A 15562-nucleotide genomic window follows, 5' to 3' on the forward strand; every position below is an offset into this window, starting at 1 on the left:
GTGCGCACCCAGGCGGCGGCCAGCTCGATGGCCAACGGGATGCCGTCCAGCCGGCGGCAGATGCGCACGACCTGGCGCCGGTTGCCCTCGTCGACGGTGAAGCCCGGCACCACGGCCGCCGCACGGTCGGCGAACAGGTCGACCGCCTCGGAGCCGTTCGCCCGGTCCGTGTCGTCCGGCACCGTGAGCGGCGGGACCGGCATGGTCTGCTCGCCCGCGATGCCCAGCACGTGCCTGCTGGTGGCGAGAACCCGCAGGTCGGGCGCGGCCGCGAGCAGCTTGCCCACGAACATCGCGCACGCGTCCACCAAGTGCTCGCAGTTGTCGAGCACCAACAGCAGCCGCTTGCCCTCCAGGTACTCGGCCAGCCGTGCCGCGGGCTCGACCGACGCGTCCCGCAGCCCGAACGCCGCCGCCACGCTCTGCGCCAGCAGCGACGGATCGTGCAACGCGTCGAGCTCCACCCGGTACACGCCGTCCGGGAAGGTCCGCCGCAGCTGTTCGGCGATCCGGATGGACAGCCGGGTCTTGCCCACGCCGCCCGCACCCGTCAGCGTGAGCAGGCGGGAGGCCGACAGCAGCTTCCGGGCCTCGGCCAGCTCATGTCGGCGGCCGATGAAGCTGGTCAGCTCTACCGGCAACCCACCCGTCGGCTGCGACACGTCCGCGACGACCACGGTTCGACTCCCGTCTCTCCGTCGAGGTACAGCCTACGGACATGCGCACCCGGATACGTAGTTCTCCCGATGCCGTGCGGCCTCGACGAGCGCAGGCTATTCGCATGTGGTCCAGAGCACACAGGCCGGTTGAGGAATCGACCGATGGGCCCCGAGGAGCGTAATCATGTGCCAGCACCAGCCCCCGTGCCCGGCAGGAACCGAACCGACCGGTCAGTGGGCGCAGATCGTCGCCTCCCACCCCGAGCAGGGCTGGTACCTGCTGTGCAACGGCGTGGTGCTGTTCGACGACGGCGGCCTGATGCTGTCCGACCACCGCGTCGTCGCGCCGGTCTACGAACTGGCCGCCGCCTGACCACCCTGGCGGAACCACGATCTCGGCCGCCGAGCGCCCCGACACGCTCGGCGGTCGGCTTTGCCCGGGGCGTCCTCCGCGTGGATACCCCGCGAACCCGGTGGTCTCCCCGCTCCGACGTCTGGTCGACGTAGCAGCGCATCGGGTCACAGGTCAGGCGGCGCGCCCGCGGCAGCACTTCATGCCGCCGGCGCGCCGCCTGACCGTTTTCGCATGTCCGCATGTCCGCATGTCCGCATGAGCGACAAACCCGCAGCGTGCAGCCGCTGCGCACATGCGATCCGGCAGAGCCCCCACGACGAAGGCGGGACATTCCCACTAGTGGGAATGTCCCGCCTCTGTCTGTCGAGCAGGGCCTTCAGCGACTTCTCGCAGCACCCTCAGGCCGTGCGCTGCCCCGCGCCGGAGCTGTCGAGGGTGTCGAGGGTGTCGACGACGCGGTCGCACCGCAGTCGCCACGTACCGACGTGCAGCCACTGCCGACCGGCGCGGTTCGTGACGAGCACCGTGTCGCGCAGGCAGCGCGGGCACGGCTGCGGAAGCGAATCGATGGTCATGCGAACTCCTCGTGATCCGGCCTCGGTCGTGGTGTCTTGCTGCCACGATGCCGGGCGAGGAGTCCGGCTCACATCGTCAGACCTACGTAGGTGACTACGTATCACCGGGAGACGAGTCATCCGAGGACTTGCTGCCCGGGGTCGTGCGCTTGAGGCGGCGGTTCAACTCCGCCACCAGTTGCTGATCCGTGAGCACCGCCGGGTCCGGAGAGGCCACGCGCTGGTCGGCCTCCTCGGCGGTGATCAGGTGGAACCCCACCATGACCTCCATCGGGGTCACGCCGAGCGCCTTGGCGACTCGGCGGGCGTTGTCCAGGTTGGGCTTCTCGCCCTGGCGCCACCTGGTGAAACGACTGCGCTCCAAACCGGCCTTCGCCGCCAACTCCGCTTGTGTCATCCCGTGGTTCTCGAGTTGGCGCTGGAGCCACTTCCCCCAGGGCGAGGCCGCACTCTCGTCTGTGGTCACCCGACCATGCTAGCTGCGCACACGCAACGTTTGCTGCGCACTCCCCCCAGATGGGCGCTGACCTGCACGTTGTGTGCACACAACATCAGTTGCGCGTTCACAAGACACTGCTAGCGTTGTGTGCACACACCACACGTTGGGTGTGCACAACACGAGGCGGACCATGCCGAACACGATCAAGCTCCGCACCGACGTCTTCGCCAGGGCCGCCCGGCTCGCGGGCTTCAAGTCGGACTACGCCCTGGCCAAGGCGATGGACGTCAACCGCTCCACGGTCGCGCGCGTCCTCAGCGGCGAACTCCAGCCCGGCCCGGCGTTCATCGGCGGCGCGTTGACGGCGCTCGCGCCGATGCAGTTCGACGACCTCTTCGAAGTCGTCCCCAATCCCGGCTGAGGCCGGTCCGCGAGTGCCCCGGTCGAGCGCTTGTGCGACCGGTTTCGCCGAGAGTCCGCCACTTCAGCGGTGTGCGGTGCAACCCGATGACGCCGCAGAGCGATGAGACCAGTGGTCCACCCCCTACAGGTCGCCCCCCGCCACGGGGACCCGGAAGGCAGATCCGGCACCGGCGACCACTGCCCGGCGGGCAGAGGACGAAAGCTCATGCCGAGAAGCTTTCACCCGATGGGTGTCAGACTCACGAAACCCGCCGACCACACCCGGACGCATCGTGACACCACCTCTGGGTTGCAGTGGTGCCAACTTGGTGCCATAGTGATGCCATGGACTTGACGCCGTACGTCGACAACCTCCGCCAGGAGCTGGCCACCGCCGCCGAGGCAGGCGGCGCGGAGGCACGGGCACTGGCCGAACGACTCGTCGCGCCACTGGAGTCGGCGATCCGGTTGACGCTGCTCGAAGCCCTGTCCACAGCCATGGACGAGATCACGCGGGACTTGGCGCCGGGGTCCGTGGACGTGCGGTTGCGCGGTCGGGATCCGGAGTTCGTCGTCTCGGTGCCTGATGATGCCACAGGGGGCCACACCGGTGCCACGGAGGTGCCACCGGTGGTTTCCGAGGAGGGCGCGGTCGCGCGGATCAACCTGCGGCTGCCCGAACACCTGAAGGTGCGGGTCGAGGAGGCGGCGGGCCGGGAGGGCGTCTCCGTCAACACGTGGCTGGTGCGGGCCGCGGCGGCCGGGCTCGGGCACGGGAGCCGGACGTCCGGGCGCACCGCGGCCGCGCAGCGCTACACCGGCTGGGTCCGCTGACCGGGCAGACCACCGCAGCACACACCCGCTAGCAGCGCAAACGCCGATCAGACTCATTCCCAGGGGACAGCCATGCCTTCTTTCGCCACACCCGGACCCATCACGCTCACCCTCGACGTCGGCGCCGGCCAGGCCCGGATCGCCGCGAGCGATCGGGACGACACCGTGGTCGACGTCCAGCCCACCGACCCGGACAGCGATATCGACGTGAAAGCGGCCGAGGGCACGACGGTCGACTTCACCGCCGGCCGCCTCACCGTCAAGACACCCAAATCCCGCAGCATTTTCGGCCGGCCCGGCTCGGTCACGGTCATCGTGCACCTGCCCACCGGCTCGCAGGTCGTCGCCCGCGGCTCGCTCGCCGACTTCCACGCCGAGGGCACGTTGGGCGAGTGCCGCTTCACCACCTCCGCCGGCCACATCCGACTTGAGGGCACGGCCGCCCTCAAAGCGGACAGCTCCCACGGCGACGTGCTGGTCGACCAGGTCGCCGGCCGCGCCGAGCTGTCGACCGGCAACGGTGAGCTGCGCGTGGGCCGCCTCGACGGCTCCGGCACGGTCAAGAACTCCAACGGCGCCACCCGGATCGGCGAGGTCACCGGCGACGTGCGGGTGAGCGGGTCCAACGGCGACATCTTCGTCGGCCACGCCGGCGGCGACGTGCACGCCAAGACCGCCAACGGCCACATCCGCCTCAACGAGGTCGTGCGCGGCACGGTCGTCATGGAGACCGCGGCCGGCGGGCTGGAGGTCGGCATCCGCGAGGGCACCGCCGCCTGGCTGGACGTGCGGTCGACGGCCGGTCACTTCCGCAACGAGCTGACGAGCACGGACACGCCGACCGAGTCCGACGAAAGGGTCGAGGTGCGCGCCCGAACCCAGTTGGGCGACATCGTCATCCGCCGCGCGTAAACCACAACACCATTGGGGGACAACAACAATGTGGGACACCAACCCGCAGCAGTTCTGGCTGCGCGGAGAACGACCCGACCACGTCGTGCAGTACGACGAGGAGCTGGGCTTCTGGAACGTCTACGGCTACCCGGAGGCCATCGAGATCCTGGGTGACTGGGGCCGGTTCTCGTCCAACATCACCCGGCTGTTCACGGCGTCGACGGACGAGTCGCTGTTCGAGGGCGACCTGCTCAAGATGGACCCGCCGACCCACCGCAAGCTGCGCCGCCTGGTCAGCCACGCGTTCACGCCGAAGGTCGTGGCCGATCTCGAACCGCGCATCGCCGAGCTGACCCACGAACTGCTCGACACGGTCACCGACAACGAGTTCGAGCTGGTCCGCGACCTCGCCTACCCGCTGCCGGTGATCGTGATCGCCGAACTGCTCGGCCTGCCGAGCAGCGACCGCGACCTGTTCAAGCAGTGGGTCGACAAGATCTTCGAGGACACCAACCAGGTCTCGCTCAAGGACTTCAAGGACGCCGACGAGACCGGGCAGCAGGAAGAGCTGCGCAAGCAGCTCGACGACATCGCACCGATGACGGACTACCTGCTCGAACACGCCGCGGAACGCCGCCGCAGCCCGCGTCCCGGCCTGCTCAGCGACCTGGTCCACGCCGAAGTGGACGGTGAACGCCTCTCCGACACCGAGGTGGTCAACTTCACCACCCTCCTGCTGGTGGCGGGCCACATCACCACCACCATGCTGCTGGGCAACACCGTGCTGTGCCTGGACGCGAACCCGGACCAGTTCGCGAAGGTCCGCGAGAACCGCAACATCATCCCGTCCGCCATCGAGGAGTCCCTGAGGTTCCTCAGCCCGTTCCCGGCGGTCGCACGGCTCACGAACAAGCCGGAGACGGTCGCGGGCGTCGAGATCCCCGCCGACCAGCTGCTCATGGTGTGGGTCGGCGCGGCCAACCGGGACGCCCGCCAGTTCGCGAACCCGGACGTCTTCGACGTCACCCGCGACCACAACCCGCACCTGGGCTTCGGCCGGGGCGTGCACTTCTGCCTCGGCGCGCCGCTGGCCCGGCTGGAGGGACGGATCGCGCTGGACATCCTGCTGGACCGCTTCCCGCGCCTGCGCACGGACCCGGACCGGCGGCCCACGTTCATGCCCTCGCCGAACCTCACCGGCGTGCAGACCCTGCCGCTGCTCACCGACTAGCTGCTCACGATCCTGAGGGGAACGACCATGGCCATCACGGCCACCGGACTGCGCAAGTCCTACGGCGACCACGTCGTGCTCGACGGCCTGGACCTGCGGGTGGAGCCGGGCACGGTGTTCGCCCTGCTCGGCCCCAACGGCGCGGGCAAGACGACGACCGTGCAGATCCTGTCCACGCTCATCTCCGCCGACCGCGGCGAGGCGGAGGTCGCGGGCCACGACGTGGTGCGCAACCCCGCCGGCGTGCGCAAGGCGATCGGCGTCACCGGCCAGTTCTCCGCCGTGGACGGTCTGCTCACCGGCGCGGAGAACCTGCTGCTGATGGCGGACCTCAACCACCTGGACCGCCGCGAGGGACGCCGCCGCAGCGCCGACCTGTTGCGGCAGTTCGACCTCGTGGACGCGGCGAAGAAGCCCGTCTCCACCTACTCCGGCGGTATGCGCCGACGCCTGGACCTGGCGATGACGCTGGTCGGCGAGCCGCGGCTGATCTTCCTGGACGAGCCGACCACCGGCCTGGACCCGCGCAGCAGGCACGCCATGTGGGAGGTCATCCGCGGTCTTGTCGAGGGCGGCGTCACGATCTTCCTGACCACCCAGTACCTGGAGGAGGCCGACGAACTCGCGGACCGGATCGCCGTGCTCAACGGCGGCCGACTGGTCGCCGAGGGCACCGCGGACGAGCTGAAGCGGCTGATCCCCGGCGGGCACGTGCGGCTGCGGTTCGCCGACGCGCACTCCCTCGACCTCGCCGCCAAGGCCATCGGCGACGCCTCCCGCGACGACGGGAACCTGACCCTGGACGTGCCGGGCAACGGCGGCGTGCACCAGTTGCGCGGCCTGCTCGAACGGCTGGACGCCGCCGCGATCGACGTGCAGGACCTGTCCGTGCACACCCCCGACCTGGACGACGTCTTCTTCGCCCTGACCACCGAGAGGACGCGGCGATGAGCACCATGGCCATCCGCGACACGACCACCCTGCTGCGCCGCAACCTGCGGCACATGCAGCGCTTCCCGATGATGTCGATCGGCTCGCTGCTGATGCCGGTGCTGATGATGCTGCTGTTCGTGCACGTGTTCGGCGGCTCGCTCGGATCGACCCTCGGCGGCGGTGCGTCCTATGTGGACTACCTGGTTCCGGGCATCCTGGTGATGACGGTCGGTGCGAGCGCGGCCTGGACCGCGGTGAACATCAACAGCGACATGAGCGAGGGCATCATCGCCCGGTTCCGCACCATGGCGATCTCCCGGTACTCGGTGCTGACCGGGCAGGCGCTGTGCAGCCTGCTCAACACGGTCGGCAGCCTCACCCTGGTGATCGGGGTGGCCGTGCTGACCGGTTTCCGGCCGGCGGCCGACGTCACCGACTGGCTCGCCGCGGCCGGTCTGCTGGTGCTGCTCACGCTGGCGTTCACCTGGCTCGGCATCGCCTTCGGCCTGGCCGCGAAGACGCCGGGGGGCGCGAACAGCTCGTCGCTGCCGTTGCAGTTCCTGCCGTTCATCAGCAGCGCGTTCGTGCCGACCGACTCGATGTCGAGCGGGCTGGCGTGGGTGGCCGAGAACCAGCCGTTCACGCCGATCATCGACACCCTGCGCGGGTTGCTCATCGGCACGCCGATCGGCGACAGCGGGTACTGGGCGGTCGGCTGGTGCCTGGTCCTCACGGCCATCGGCTACACCTGGTCGCGGGCCCTGTTCAACCGCGATCCGTCCCGCTGAGCAACGCCAACCCTCACTCCGAACAGACCCTGCCTCCCCGGGCGGGGTCTGACGGCGCACTGCGTGCACTGCACGAAGTCGAACGCCTGTTCGATCCGTCCACATCTGGGGACAACCCTGTGGACAACTCAGTCTTTGCTGGTCAGAGCCTGTGCGTGGGCGAGCAGTTCATCCACCGACCACTGGTCGAACGCGTGTTGTCCACGCTTCTCGGCGACGACCAGACCGTTCGGCGCGATGAGGAAGTCGGCGGGTAGGCCGAGCCGCCCGCCTTCCGGCTTGGGCAGCGGACGACGGCCGCGCAGCACCGGGCCCAGGTCGCGGGCCAAGCCGAGCAGGATCGGACCCCACGCGCGCGGGTCGAGCAGGGCGCGGGGCGCGGACCCCACGCCGAACTCCACGTACAGCCGCTTCTCCGGGTCGCCGATCACGGCGAGCGGGAAGTCGACGACGTGCGGGCGCAGTTCCGCGGGCGACGAGTGGAACACCACCACCTCGACGATGCCGTGCGCGGTGATCTCGTCCTGCCGCTCCACGATCGACCGCAGGTGCAAATTGCACACCGGACACCCGGCGAAGCGGCGGAATTGGAGGTGGACCAGGCGCTCCGGATCGGGCACCCGCACCGTCTCACCCGACACCGCTTCCCATTCACGTGCGCCGATCTTCACGTTTCCCCTCAACGTAGGCGTGCACTGTACGCTTACCCAAGCTATGCGCGTACCTTGTACGCTGTCAAGGCGATGCCACGCCCGAAGTCACTGACCACCACGGCGCTCGCCGCCGCCACGCTCGCCGTGATCGACCGCGACGGGCTGGCCGGGCTGTCCATGCGCGCCGTCGCCACCGAGCTGGGCATGGGCACCATGTCGCTGTACCGGTACGTCGCCGACCGGGACGAGCTGGAGGCCATGGCGGTCGAGCGGGTGGTATCCGCAGTGGACATGGAGCCGCCGAGGGCGCTGTGGGACAAGCAGATCTCGGTCCTGGTCGAACGGATCCGCGCGGCGATCGCCAAGCACCCCAACGCGGTGCCGCTCACCATGGCGCACCGGCACCGGTGCCCGAGCCTGCTGCGCTGGTCCGAGGCCGTGCTAGGGGTGCTGACCAGGGCCGGGTTCACCGGCGAGGAGCGGGTGATCGCGTTGCGGACGTTGCTCGGTTACCTGATCGGCGCGACCGAGATGGAGCACCGGAGTCCGCTGGCGGGCCTGGGCACCGACGCGATGGCCGGGCTGGGCGAGCGGTACCCGCTGCTGGCCGAAACCGCTGGTGTGGCAAGGACCATCCCCGCGGACATCGAGTTCCGCCGCGGCTTGGACGTCGTGCTGAGCGGCCTGCGGCGCCCCTGAGCCCGCGGTCGGACGGGGTCGGACGGGTCGGCCTGAGTGGCCGTCGCGGAGGCCGAAGCCGACCTCGGCCTCCGCGACGAGCGCGACGAACACGGAGTTGCGCTCCGAGCGTGGTGTCGCCAACCGGCGCGGAGCCGACACCCGCTGCGCCTCCAGGTCAGGTTCGCCGATGAGGGGCGTTGCCCCTCGTCCCGTCCGCCACCGCGGACGCGGACGGGAAGTCCTACGGGGTGCGGTCGTCGGGCAGTTCGAGCAGTTCTTCGAGCACGTGCGTGGCAGGACCCCGGCGACGCCACGAGAAACGGCTGGGAGACAGGACGTTCACCTCGTCGGCGGGCATCCGCATCGCGACCACGTCGTCCTCGGTGTGCAGTCGCACGACGTCGATGACGGCGTCGTGCGCCCGCACTCCTACCACCGCGGTGAGCTCTCCCCTGGCATCGCGCGGGTGGAGGAACTGGAAGCCGCGCGCGATCAGCTCGCGCAGCTGGAAGGTCGTCCGCGACGGGTGGTCAGTCGAGGAGGTCATCGAACTCCCCGTCCCTGGCACCGGCCACAAAGGCCGCGATCTCCGCTCGCGTGTAGACGAGCGCGGGACCTCCGGGGAACCGGGAGTTGCGCATCGCGATGTCGCCGCCGCCGAGGACGGCGAGCTCCACACAGTTGCCGATCGCGTCGCTGTGGGCGCTCTTGCGCCACGTCACGTCGATCAGGTCGGCCGCGGACATGCCGTTGTGAACCTTGCTGTCCATCGACATCACCCTCCAAGCCAAGTGATGCATCTGCACGTGCATCTGGTTGTGCACGGACCGTAGCACCGGGTCAGCGCACGGGTAAATGCACGTGCAGCCACAGAGGACGAATCTCCCCCGGACGGAGGAGACCTATAGGTCCACTCGCCGCTTGGCGAGGAGCTGACGGCTGCGATCCGGCGTCTCCGCGTCCACCGTCAGCCGGTCGAAAACCCGGCTGTATCTCTCCAGTTCTTCGAGTTTGTCCAGGTAGAGCGCGCCGGCCAGGTGTTCGAGGTACACGATGTCCGGCAGGTCGGGCTCGCCGAACCGCAACATCGTGAACGGACCTTTCGCCGTGTAACCGGCCAACGGATAGGGGACGATCTGAAGAGTGACGGGACCGCTCTTGGTGACGCTGAGCAAGTATTCGATCTGATTGATCAGAACCTGACGCCCACCGATCGGCCGATGCAGCACCGATTCGTCAAGCACCACCCACACTCGCGGTGCGCCCGGACGGGCCAGGATCTTCTGCCGCTGCATGCGCAACGACACCAGCCGCTTCACATCCGGCGTCACCAGTTCCGGCCGACCGTGGCTGGCGACCGCCGTCGCGTACTCCTCGGTCTGGAGCAGACCGGGCACGAACTGGGTCTCGTAGATCAGGATGCGGGACGCCGCCTCCTCCAGGCCGACGTAGTCCTGGAACCAGTCCGGCATCAGGTCGGTGTAGCGGTTCCACCACCCCGGCGAGTTCGACCGGCGGACCATGTCCAGGAACTTCGCCCGGTCGTCCTCGTCGTCGACCCCGTACATGGTCAACAGGTCGCTCACGTCGCGCAGCTTCAGGCCGACGCGGCCGAGCTCCATGCGGCTGATCTTGGACTCCGAGCCCCGGATCGTGAAGCCCGCGTCCGCGCGGCTGATCTCGGCGGCCTCGCGCAGCCGGCGCAACTGGGCGCCGAGCACGATGCGCAAAGCGGTGGGACCGCTGTCCCGATCCGGCGTGGGCTCGCCAGTCGCCATCGCCGTTCCTCCCGCCCGTCCATGCCTGCCCACCCGAACAGCGGTTGCGCCTGACCTGGGCGAACTCGCATCGTCACTGAACGTACACCCATGATCTTCACCGCTCGGCCGCACGCAGCTCACCCACGCGTTGAGCCCATACCCTTACGCTAAGCGGACTGTGACGCGGTGCACAATCATCAGCCCCCAATCCCCGTTATGCGAGGTCACCACAATGCCGGGTACGTCCTCGGACGCCGCTGCCCCCGTCTACATCGACACCACAAAGGCCAGCATCGCCAGGGTTTACGACGCGTTCCTCAACGGCAAGGACAACTACGAGATCGACCGCGAAGTGCTGCGGCGAGTGCAGTCGGTGGCCCCAGAAGCGGCCACGCTCGCCGTGGACAACCGGAGTTTCCTGATCCGGGCTACCCGGTTCGTCGCGAGTCAGACGGGTATCAACCAGTTCCTGGACTGCGGGTCCGGGTTGCCCACGGCGGAGAACACCCATCAAGTGGCGCAACGAATTAACCCGGATGCACGGGTCGTGTACGTCGACAACGACCCAGTGGTACTGGCCCACGGCCGGGCGCTGCTGGAGGAGAACGACCAGACGCACTTCTCCGCAGCCGACATCTTCAACCCGCAGGAGATCCTGAACGACGAGGTCGTGCGCAAGCACATCGACTTCGACGAACCGTTGGCGCTGTTCCAGTTGGGCACGCTGCACCACTACAACGGCGACTCGCCCACGTCGGCCGAGATCATGGCCGAGTACATCGAGGCGCTGCCGTCCGGTTCCTATGTGGCGATCTCGCACTTCCTCGACCCGGAAACCGAGGAACACTCGGCGATTGCGCGCCGGATGGAACACACGTTCCTGCATTCGCCGATGGGTAGTGGGAAGTTCGCCACGATGAGCGAGTTGCACGAGCTGTTCAACGGCCTGGAACTGGTCGAGCCCGGATTGGTCATCTGCGCGGACTGGTGGCCGGACGGTCCGCGGCTCAAGGAGCTGGACTCGGTGAGCTACTGCATCGCCGGCGCCGTGGGCCGCAAGCCGTAAGCCGTAAGCCGTAAGCCGTAAGGACGTCAGCGGTGAGGACCTTGCCATAAAGGACGTCAGCCGGTAGGGACGCCTGCGATGAAGATGCCCGACGGCCTCGTGCCTTGAGGGGAAGGCACGAGGCTTGTCGCGGGATTTCTCGACTCAACGCTGGAAGAACTCGACCAGCACCGGCGCCGTCACCTTGGCCTTGACCATGTGGGTCTGGCCGGGCAGCACGGTCAGTTCGGCCTGAGGCAACGCCGAGGCCAGGTACTGCTGCGCGTTGCGCATGTACTCCGGGCTCTTGCCGCCGGCGATCACCAGCGCGGGCACGTCCGCCCCGGACCACCGGTCCGCGGGTGGCGGCGTGCCGCGCTGGAACTCGCCGGTCAGCGCGAAGTCGTGCGGCAGCGTGTGCGCGACGCCCTTCAGCTTCTTCCACATCGGCATGACCTGCATCATCGCGATGAAATAGCCGGGTGTGCCGACGTACCGCATGAACAGCTTGATCGCGTCACCGCGACGTCCCTCCGCCACCGCGCGCTCCACCCGTGCCGGGAGGTCGGCGGGCATCGGGGGGTGCGTGCCGTCCACGATCATCGGCGACTCGTAGATCGCGATCCGGTCCGCGTTCACGCCCCGGTGCGCGGCCTCGGCGACCAGCGTGCCGCCGGAGGACATGCCGAACAGGTGCGCCGACCCGCCGGCCTCCTCGATCAGCGCGGCGATGTCCTCGACCTCGCGTTCGACGTCGTACGGGGTGCCGGCGCCGCTCTCACCCCGGCCGCGCCGGTCGTAGGTGTAGACGGTGAAGTGCTCGGACAACGCCTCGGCCAGGGCCGTCGCGGGCCCGAAGGCGCGGTAGCACATCGCGCCGTCCACGATGATCAACGCCGGTCCGGACCCGATGCGCGTGTAGGCGATCGCGGTGCCGTCCTTGGAGACGACCTGTCCCATGGTGTTCCACTCCCTTCAGATCTCGGAACGCAGCTTCGCCATGACTGCGGATGCCCACAGCCAGGCCACGACGGCCGCGCCGTACAGCAGGACCACACCGAACTCCGTGCCCATGAAGGGCATCGGCACGAGCGACAGCACGCCCGCGACCACACTCGCCCGCGCCCACGGGCCGTTCAGCTTCCTGGCCAACACGAAGAACGACGCCACCAGCGCGGGGAAGCAGGCGAAGAACGAGACACCGTGCAGCACCCCGTGCCACGACAGCTCGGCCGGTTGACCTTCGGGTGCGCCGGCCGGGAAGCCGAACGCCGGGTCGGCCACGAACACGCCGCCGCCGATCATGCCGATCGCGAAGATCCCGATCAGGACGGGCACCCACGTGCCGACCTTGCCGGTGCGGCGCAGGCCGATCGCGGCGGCCAGGAACAACAGTCCACTGAGGACGAAGTTGGTGATCTGCACCCATCCGCCCTCACCCAGGGACAGGAAGCTGAGCGGGTGGACGGTCATGTCGAAACCCTCGCGGGTGAACGCCAGGGCGAAGCCGGTGACCAGGTAGAGCGGGCCGGCCAGGACACCGCAGCCGAGCAGCAGCTTCGTGGTGTCGGTGTTCGTGTTCGTGCGGGTGGTGTGCGGGGTGGTCATGCCAGGTCTCCCATCCAGGTCGACCACGTCCGCTCGTCGCGGTGGTCGTCGGCGAACACGTGGTGCATGGCGACCACGACGCCGGGCCGTCCTTGGAAGAAGCGGTACAGCGCGTTCTCCGTGCGGATGCCGACGGTCTGCGAGTTGGCGAAGTAGACGACGCCGTCGTCGAGGGTGACGCGGTCGCCGGTCTTCGGGGCTGCGTCGAGGCCGAGCTTGCGGCCCAGGTTCACCCACATCGCGGGCCAGTCCGTGACGGGCGGGCCGAAGACGGTGAGCGGTCGCGCGGTGCGGCCGGCGAAGTGGCGCAGGTAGGTGACGAGGGTGTTCCAGAACATCTCGCCGCCCGCCGTCATGGCCTCGAACTCGTCTTCCCAGTCGTCGCCGGGCAGGAAGCCGTTGGCCACCATGCGCAGGACCGTGCTGCCGTGGTCGCGGCCCTCGACCAGGAACTCGTAGGCGATGAACCGGCCGTCGGGCTCTTTCTCGCCGCCGTAGGCCAGGTGCTTGCCGGGTTCCCAGGCGGTGATCCGGTGGGTGGGCTCGTAGCCGCCGAAGCAGACCTGCTTGACGACGGCGCCGGGCTCGACCTCGTTGGCGCCCATGAACCAGGAGTCGAGGCCGGGGCCGGTGGCGATGGCCTCCCAGACCTGTTCCGGCGTCACGCCGGCCAACTCGACCTCGTTGACGCCTTCGAACGCGTGACCCATCGTCACTCCTTCGGGATGCTCGGGTGGACGGCGACGACGAGGCGGTGCGCGCGTCCGCCGGCCGCGGATTCGTCGTGGTACTTGGCGACAAGGGACGTGACGGCGGTGGCGAGTTCTTCGGCGAACGCGGCGCGGTCGGCCGCGGAGGCGAAGCGGACTTCGCCGTCGAGCGCGAACGTGGCCACCTTCTTGTCCGCCTTGGTGGCGCCGGTGATGAGGTTGCCGACATCGCGGACCAGGCGTGCGGCGACGGCCAGGAGCCAGCGGGCCGACAGGCGGTCGGGCGCGCGCTCGGGGTCAGGTTGGACGGCGGCGAGCGCGATGGGCGAGATGACGTAGGACGCGGCGGTGGCGCGCATGATCCGTTCGGTCATGTTGCCCTTGCGGCGTTCCTCGGCCAGTTCGACCAGGCCGTGCTGCTCCAGCGCGCGCAGGTGGTAGTTGACCTTCTGCCGGGGCAGCCCGATCTTGGCCGCCAGCATGGTCGCCGAGCCCGGCTCGGCCAACTCGGCCAACAACCTCGCCCGAACCGGGTCCAACGAAACCTCGGCTGTCGCCGGGTCCTCGATCACTGCCACGTCAAGCATGGGACAACCCTCCCACCGACAATAAAAACTGTCAAGACAACAAAACTTGTCCACCCACCTCCGCGAGTCGAACCTCCAGGTCGCGCATGTCCAACGCTCAGAACGCGCGTGTCCAACGCTCAGAACGTTGAACTCGGGGGTCCTGGGCGTTCGACTCTCGTGTTTGCGTTTGCAAGGGGCGCTGTGCGCGGTTGGTGCGTGGGCTGTCAGCGGGGGTGGGGAGAGTCGGGGGCATGGGGAAGACGAAGTGGTACCGGCGTCCTTGGGTGGCGCCGTTCGCGTTCGTGGTGGTGGCGTTCGTGGCCTTCTCGCTGCCGCCCTACCTGACGCTGAACCCCGCGCTGTCGCGGGTTCCGCAGCCGGCCGACTACGCGTGGCACTTCCCGGCGCTCGTGGGGCACGTGATCTTCGGGTCGGTCGCGATCCTGACCTGCGTGCTGCAGGTCTGGCCCTGGTTCCGGCAGCGCTACCCGGTGGCGCACCGGCGGATCGGACGGGTCTACGTGTTCGGCGGGGTGTTGCCGGCCGGGGTGTTGGCACTGGCCGTCGGCGCGGTCTCGCCGTTCGGGCCGCTCAACCAGATCGGCAACGTGCTGATGGGGTCGCTGTGGCTGACGTTCACCGTGGTGGGCTTCCGGATGGCGCGGCAACGGCGGTTCGTCGACCACCGGCGGTGGATGATCCGGAGTTTCGCGCTCACCGCCTCGATCATGAGCAACCGGATCTGGGCGGTGGTCGCGACGATCGTCTTCTCGCCGCAGCTCGACACCACGTTCGGCGGCAGCCAGGTAGCCCTGGTGCAGGCCATCTCGGGGACGGCCGCGTGGATGGGTTGGGTGGTCCCGTTCCTGATCGCCGAGTGGTGGTTGGAGCGGGGCGACGCGAAGAAGCGCCGCACCCGCGGCACCTCAGAGCGGGAGCGGCAACCGGTCGGCGTGTGAGCCCTGCTCGAAGTCGAGCAGGTGCCGCTTGCGGGCCAACCCGCCGCCGTACCCGGTCAGGTCACCACTCGCCCCCACCACCCGGTGGCACGGCACGATGATCGAGATCGGGTTGCGGCCGTTGGCCAGCCCGACCGCCCGCGCGGCCGACGGCCGGCCCAGCCGCTGCGCCAGCTCCCCGTACGACACCGTCTCGCCGTACGGGATCTCCAGCAGCTCCTGCCACACGGTCCGCTGGAACGGCGTCCCGATCAGGTCCAACGGCAGGTCGAACGCCTTGCGCCCGCCGTCGAAGTACTCGGACAGCTGCGCGATCACGTCCCCGAAGAGCGAGGGGTCTTCGGGGCCGAACGTCTCGTCCGCCGGCCGGTACCGCTGCTTCACCATGTACACCCCGGACAGCACACCGTGGTGCGCGACCAGCGTGAGCGGTCCGACCGGGCTGTCGAACGTGGTGTGGCTCATCG

22 protein-coding genes are annotated in these 15562 nt (G+C 68.9%); 10 read left to right on the top strand and 12 right to left on the bottom strand.

Going from position 1 to position 15562, the window contains the following annotated elements; genetic code table 11:
- The coding region (locus tag ALI22I_RS11715; protein ID WP_179118202.1) for an ATP-binding protein at positions 1-677 on the bottom strand (677 nt) is incomplete at its 3' end.
- Between the two features lie 166 nt (positions 678-843).
- Between ALI22I_RS11715 and ALI22I_RS11720 the strand changes: the two genes are divergently transcribed.
- Positions 844-1032 carry a DUF5999 family protein gene (locus ALI22I_RS11720; RefSeq protein ID WP_077005500.1) on the top strand — a complete coding sequence of 63 codons (189 nt, stop codon included), beginning with the start codon at positions 844-846 and terminating at the stop codon, positions 1030-1032.
- Positions 1033-1412: 380 nt separating this feature from the next.
- Here ALI22I_RS11720 and ALI22I_RS50715 read toward each other — a convergent pair whose 3' ends face one another.
- Together ALI22I_RS50715 and ALI22I_RS11725 are read right to left on the bottom strand one after the other, a co-directional pair.
- Entirely contained in the window at positions 1413-1589 is a 177-nt protein-coding gene (locus ALI22I_RS50715; RefSeq protein ID WP_179118203.1) for a hypothetical protein, read from the bottom strand.
- Positions 1590-1683: 94 nt separating this feature from the next.
- A complete protein-coding gene (locus tag ALI22I_RS11725) occupies positions 1684-2055 on the bottom strand; it encodes a helix-turn-helix domain-containing protein (RefSeq protein ID WP_077005501.1) in 372 nt (123 codons plus the stop codon).
- Positions 2056-2218: 163 nt separating this feature from the next.
- On the opposite strand from ALI22I_RS11725, the gene ALI22I_RS11730 reads away from it, so the two are divergent.
- The 6 genes from ALI22I_RS11730 (at position 2219) to ALI22I_RS11755 (ending at position 7110) form a co-directional block, all read left to right on the top strand.
- Positions 2219-2449 (top strand): transcriptional regulator, encoded by a 231-nt coding sequence (locus ALI22I_RS11730; protein ID WP_077005636.1) that lies wholly within the window; start codon positions 2219-2221, stop codon positions 2447-2449.
- Between the two features lie 326 nt (positions 2450-2775).
- Positions 2776-3264, top strand: coding sequence for a toxin-antitoxin system HicB family antitoxin (locus ALI22I_RS11735; RefSeq protein WP_077005502.1), 489 nt, complete (start codon positions 2776-2778; stop codon positions 3262-3264).
- Between the two features lie 72 nt (positions 3265-3336).
- A complete protein-coding gene (locus tag ALI22I_RS11740) occupies positions 3337-4176 on the top strand; it encodes a DUF4097 family beta strand repeat-containing protein (protein ID WP_077005503.1) in 840 nt (279 codons plus the stop codon).
- A gap of 28 nt (positions 4177-4204) precedes the next feature.
- Entirely contained in the window at positions 4205-5389 is a 1185-nt protein-coding gene (locus ALI22I_RS11745) for a cytochrome P450 (protein WP_077005504.1), read from the top strand.
- Positions 5390-5416: 27 nt separating this feature from the next.
- Positions 5417-6340 (top strand): ATP-binding cassette domain-containing protein, encoded by a 924-nt coding sequence (locus ALI22I_RS11750; RefSeq protein WP_077005505.1) that lies wholly within the window; start codon positions 5417-5419, stop codon positions 6338-6340.
- A complete protein-coding gene (locus tag ALI22I_RS11755) occupies positions 6337-7110 on the top strand; it encodes an ABC transporter permease (RefSeq protein WP_077005506.1) in 774 nt (257 codons plus the stop codon). The genes ALI22I_RS11750 and ALI22I_RS11755 overlap by 4 nt, the downstream gene beginning before the upstream one ends.
- Before the next feature lie 128 nt (positions 7111-7238).
- Here ALI22I_RS11755 and ALI22I_RS11760 read toward each other — a convergent pair whose 3' ends face one another.
- The gene (locus tag ALI22I_RS11760) at positions 7239-7781 is read right to left on the bottom strand and encodes a peroxiredoxin-like family protein (RefSeq protein WP_077005507.1); all 543 of its coding nucleotides are present in this window, start codon (positions 7779-7781) and stop codon (positions 7239-7241) included.
- A 72-nt stretch (positions 7782-7853) separates the two neighbouring features.
- Between ALI22I_RS11760 and ALI22I_RS11765 the strand changes: the two genes are divergently transcribed.
- A complete protein-coding gene (locus ALI22I_RS11765; RefSeq protein ID WP_077005508.1) occupies positions 7854-8462 on the top strand; it encodes a TetR/AcrR family transcriptional regulator C-terminal domain-containing protein in 609 nt (202 codons plus the stop codon).
- A gap of 223 nt (positions 8463-8685) precedes the next feature.
- On the opposite strand, the gene ALI22I_RS11770 is transcribed toward ALI22I_RS11765, so the two are convergent.
- From ALI22I_RS11770 to ALI22I_RS11780, 3 genes are all read right to left on the bottom strand, one after another.
- On the bottom strand, positions 8686-8991 hold the full coding sequence (locus ALI22I_RS11770; RefSeq protein WP_077005509.1) for a hypothetical protein: 306 nt from the start codon (positions 8989-8991) through the stop codon (positions 8686-8688).
- The gene (locus ALI22I_RS11775; protein ID WP_077005637.1) at positions 8975-9214 is read right to left on the bottom strand and encodes a DUF397 domain-containing protein; all 240 of its coding nucleotides are present in this window, start codon (positions 9212-9214) and stop codon (positions 8975-8977) included. The genes ALI22I_RS11770 and ALI22I_RS11775 overlap by 17 nt, the downstream gene beginning before the upstream one ends.
- 132 nt (positions 9215-9346) lie before the next feature.
- Positions 9347-10222 carry a helix-turn-helix domain-containing protein gene (locus ALI22I_RS11780; RefSeq protein WP_077005510.1) on the bottom strand — a complete coding sequence of 292 codons (876 nt, stop codon included), beginning with the start codon at positions 10220-10222 and terminating at the stop codon, positions 9347-9349.
- 214 nt (positions 10223-10436) lie between these two features.
- Between ALI22I_RS11780 and ALI22I_RS11785 the strand changes: the two genes are divergently transcribed.
- Positions 10437-11270 carry an SAM-dependent methyltransferase gene (locus tag ALI22I_RS11785; protein WP_077005511.1) on the top strand — a complete coding sequence of 278 codons (834 nt, stop codon included), beginning with the start codon at positions 10437-10439 and terminating at the stop codon, positions 11268-11270.
- A gap of 144 nt (positions 11271-11414) precedes the next feature.
- Here the strand turns inward: ALI22I_RS11785 and ALI22I_RS11790 are convergent, their stop codons facing one another.
- Genes ALI22I_RS11790 through ALI22I_RS11805 form a run of 4 tightly spaced genes read right to left on the bottom strand, consistent with a single transcriptional unit; the run spans position 11415 to position 14154 of the window.
- Positions 11415-12209, bottom strand: a complete 795-nt coding sequence (locus tag ALI22I_RS11790; protein WP_077005512.1) for an alpha/beta fold hydrolase — start codon at positions 12207-12209, stop codon at positions 11415-11417.
- Between the two features lie 15 nt (positions 12210-12224).
- A complete protein-coding gene (locus ALI22I_RS11795) occupies positions 12225-12857 on the bottom strand; it encodes a DUF998 domain-containing protein (protein ID WP_077005513.1) in 633 nt (210 codons plus the stop codon).
- Positions 12854-13567, bottom strand: a complete 714-nt coding sequence (locus tag ALI22I_RS11800; protein ID WP_077005514.1) for an SRPBCC family protein — start codon at positions 13565-13567, stop codon at positions 12854-12856. Before ALI22I_RS11800 ends, ALI22I_RS11795 begins: the two co-directional genes overlap by 4 nt.
- A gap of 2 nt (positions 13568-13569) precedes the next feature.
- Positions 13570-14154, bottom strand: coding sequence for an ArsR/SmtB family transcription factor (locus tag ALI22I_RS11805; RefSeq protein ID WP_179118204.1), 585 nt, complete (start codon positions 14152-14154; stop codon positions 13570-13572).
- 233 nt (positions 14155-14387) lie between these two features.
- On the opposite strand from ALI22I_RS11805, the gene ALI22I_RS11810 reads away from it, so the two are divergent.
- Positions 14388-15095 (top strand): DUF2306 domain-containing protein, encoded by a 708-nt coding sequence (locus tag ALI22I_RS11810; protein WP_077005515.1) that lies wholly within the window; start codon positions 14388-14390, stop codon positions 15093-15095.
- On the opposite strand, the gene ALI22I_RS11815 is transcribed toward ALI22I_RS11810, so the two are convergent.
- The gene (locus ALI22I_RS11815) at positions 15063-15560 is read right to left on the bottom strand and encodes a methylated-DNA--[protein]-cysteine S-methyltransferase (protein ID WP_077005516.1); all 498 of its coding nucleotides are present in this window, start codon (positions 15558-15560) and stop codon (positions 15063-15065) included. The two genes, ALI22I_RS11810 and ALI22I_RS11815, sit on opposite strands and share 33 nt — an antisense overlap.
- Positions 15561-15562: the final 2 nt, after the last annotated feature.

The organism is Saccharothrix sp. ALI-22-I (assembly GCF_001984175.1).
Lineage (GTDB): Bacteria > Actinomycetota > Actinomycetes > Mycobacteriales > Pseudonocardiaceae > Actinosynnema.

Coding starts and splice junctions, on each gene's coding strand:
- ALI22I_RS11800 (WP_077005514.1), bottom strand. CDS start 13,567: ATGGGTCACGCGTTCGAAGGCGTCAACGAGGTCGAGTTGGCCGGCGTG.
- ALI22I_RS11745 (WP_077005504.1), top strand. CDS start 4,205: ATGTGGGACACCAACCCGCAGCAGTTCTGGCTGCGCGGAGAACGACCC.
- ALI22I_RS11810 (WP_077005515.1), top strand. CDS start 14,388: ATGGGGAAGACGAAGTGGTACCGGCGTCCTTGGGTGGCGCCGTTCGCG.
- ALI22I_RS11815 (WP_077005516.1), bottom strand. CDS start 15,560: ATGAGCCACACCACGTTCGACAGCCCGGTCGGACCGCTCACGCTGGTC.
- ALI22I_RS11740 (WP_077005503.1), top strand. CDS start 3,337: ATGCCTTCTTTCGCCACACCCGGACCCATCACGCTCACCCTCGACGTC.
- ALI22I_RS11775 (WP_077005637.1), bottom strand. CDS start 9,214: ATGGACAGCAAGGTTCACAACGGCATGTCCGCGGCCGACCTGATCGAC.
- ALI22I_RS11790 (WP_077005512.1), bottom strand. CDS start 12,209: ATGGGACAGGTCGTCTCCAAGGACGGCACCGCGATCGCCTACACGCGC.
- ALI22I_RS11780 (WP_077005510.1), bottom strand. CDS start 10,222: ATGGCGACTGGCGAGCCCACGCCGGATCGGGACAGCGGTCCCACCGCT.
- ALI22I_RS11795 (WP_077005513.1), bottom strand. CDS start 12,857: ATGACCACCCCGCACACCACCCGCACGAACACGAACACCGACACCACG.
- ALI22I_RS50715 (WP_179118203.1), bottom strand. CDS start 1,589: ATGACCATCGATTCGCTTCCGCAGCCGTGCCCGCGCTGCCTGCGCGAC.
- ALI22I_RS11720 (WP_077005500.1), top strand. CDS start 844: ATGTGCCAGCACCAGCCCCCGTGCCCGGCAGGAACCGAACCGACCGGT.
- ALI22I_RS11805 (WP_179118204.1), bottom strand. CDS start 14,154: ATGCTTGACGTGGCAGTGATCGAGGACCCGGCGACAGCCGAGGTTTCG.
- ALI22I_RS11730 (WP_077005636.1), top strand. CDS start 2,219: ATGCCGAACACGATCAAGCTCCGCACCGACGTCTTCGCCAGGGCCGCC.
- ALI22I_RS11755 (WP_077005506.1), top strand. CDS start 6,337: ATGAGCACCATGGCCATCCGCGACACGACCACCCTGCTGCGCCGCAAC.
- ALI22I_RS11750 (WP_077005505.1), top strand. CDS start 5,417: ATGGCCATCACGGCCACCGGACTGCGCAAGTCCTACGGCGACCACGTC.
- ALI22I_RS11770 (WP_077005509.1), bottom strand. CDS start 8,991: ATGACCTCCTCGACTGACCACCCGTCGCGGACGACCTTCCAGCTGCGC.
- ALI22I_RS11735 (WP_077005502.1), top strand. CDS start 2,776: ATGGACTTGACGCCGTACGTCGACAACCTCCGCCAGGAGCTGGCCACC.
- ALI22I_RS11785 (WP_077005511.1), top strand. CDS start 10,437: ATGCCGGGTACGTCCTCGGACGCCGCTGCCCCCGTCTACATCGACACC.
- ALI22I_RS11765 (WP_077005508.1), top strand. CDS start 7,854: ATGCCACGCCCGAAGTCACTGACCACCACGGCGCTCGCCGCCGCCACG.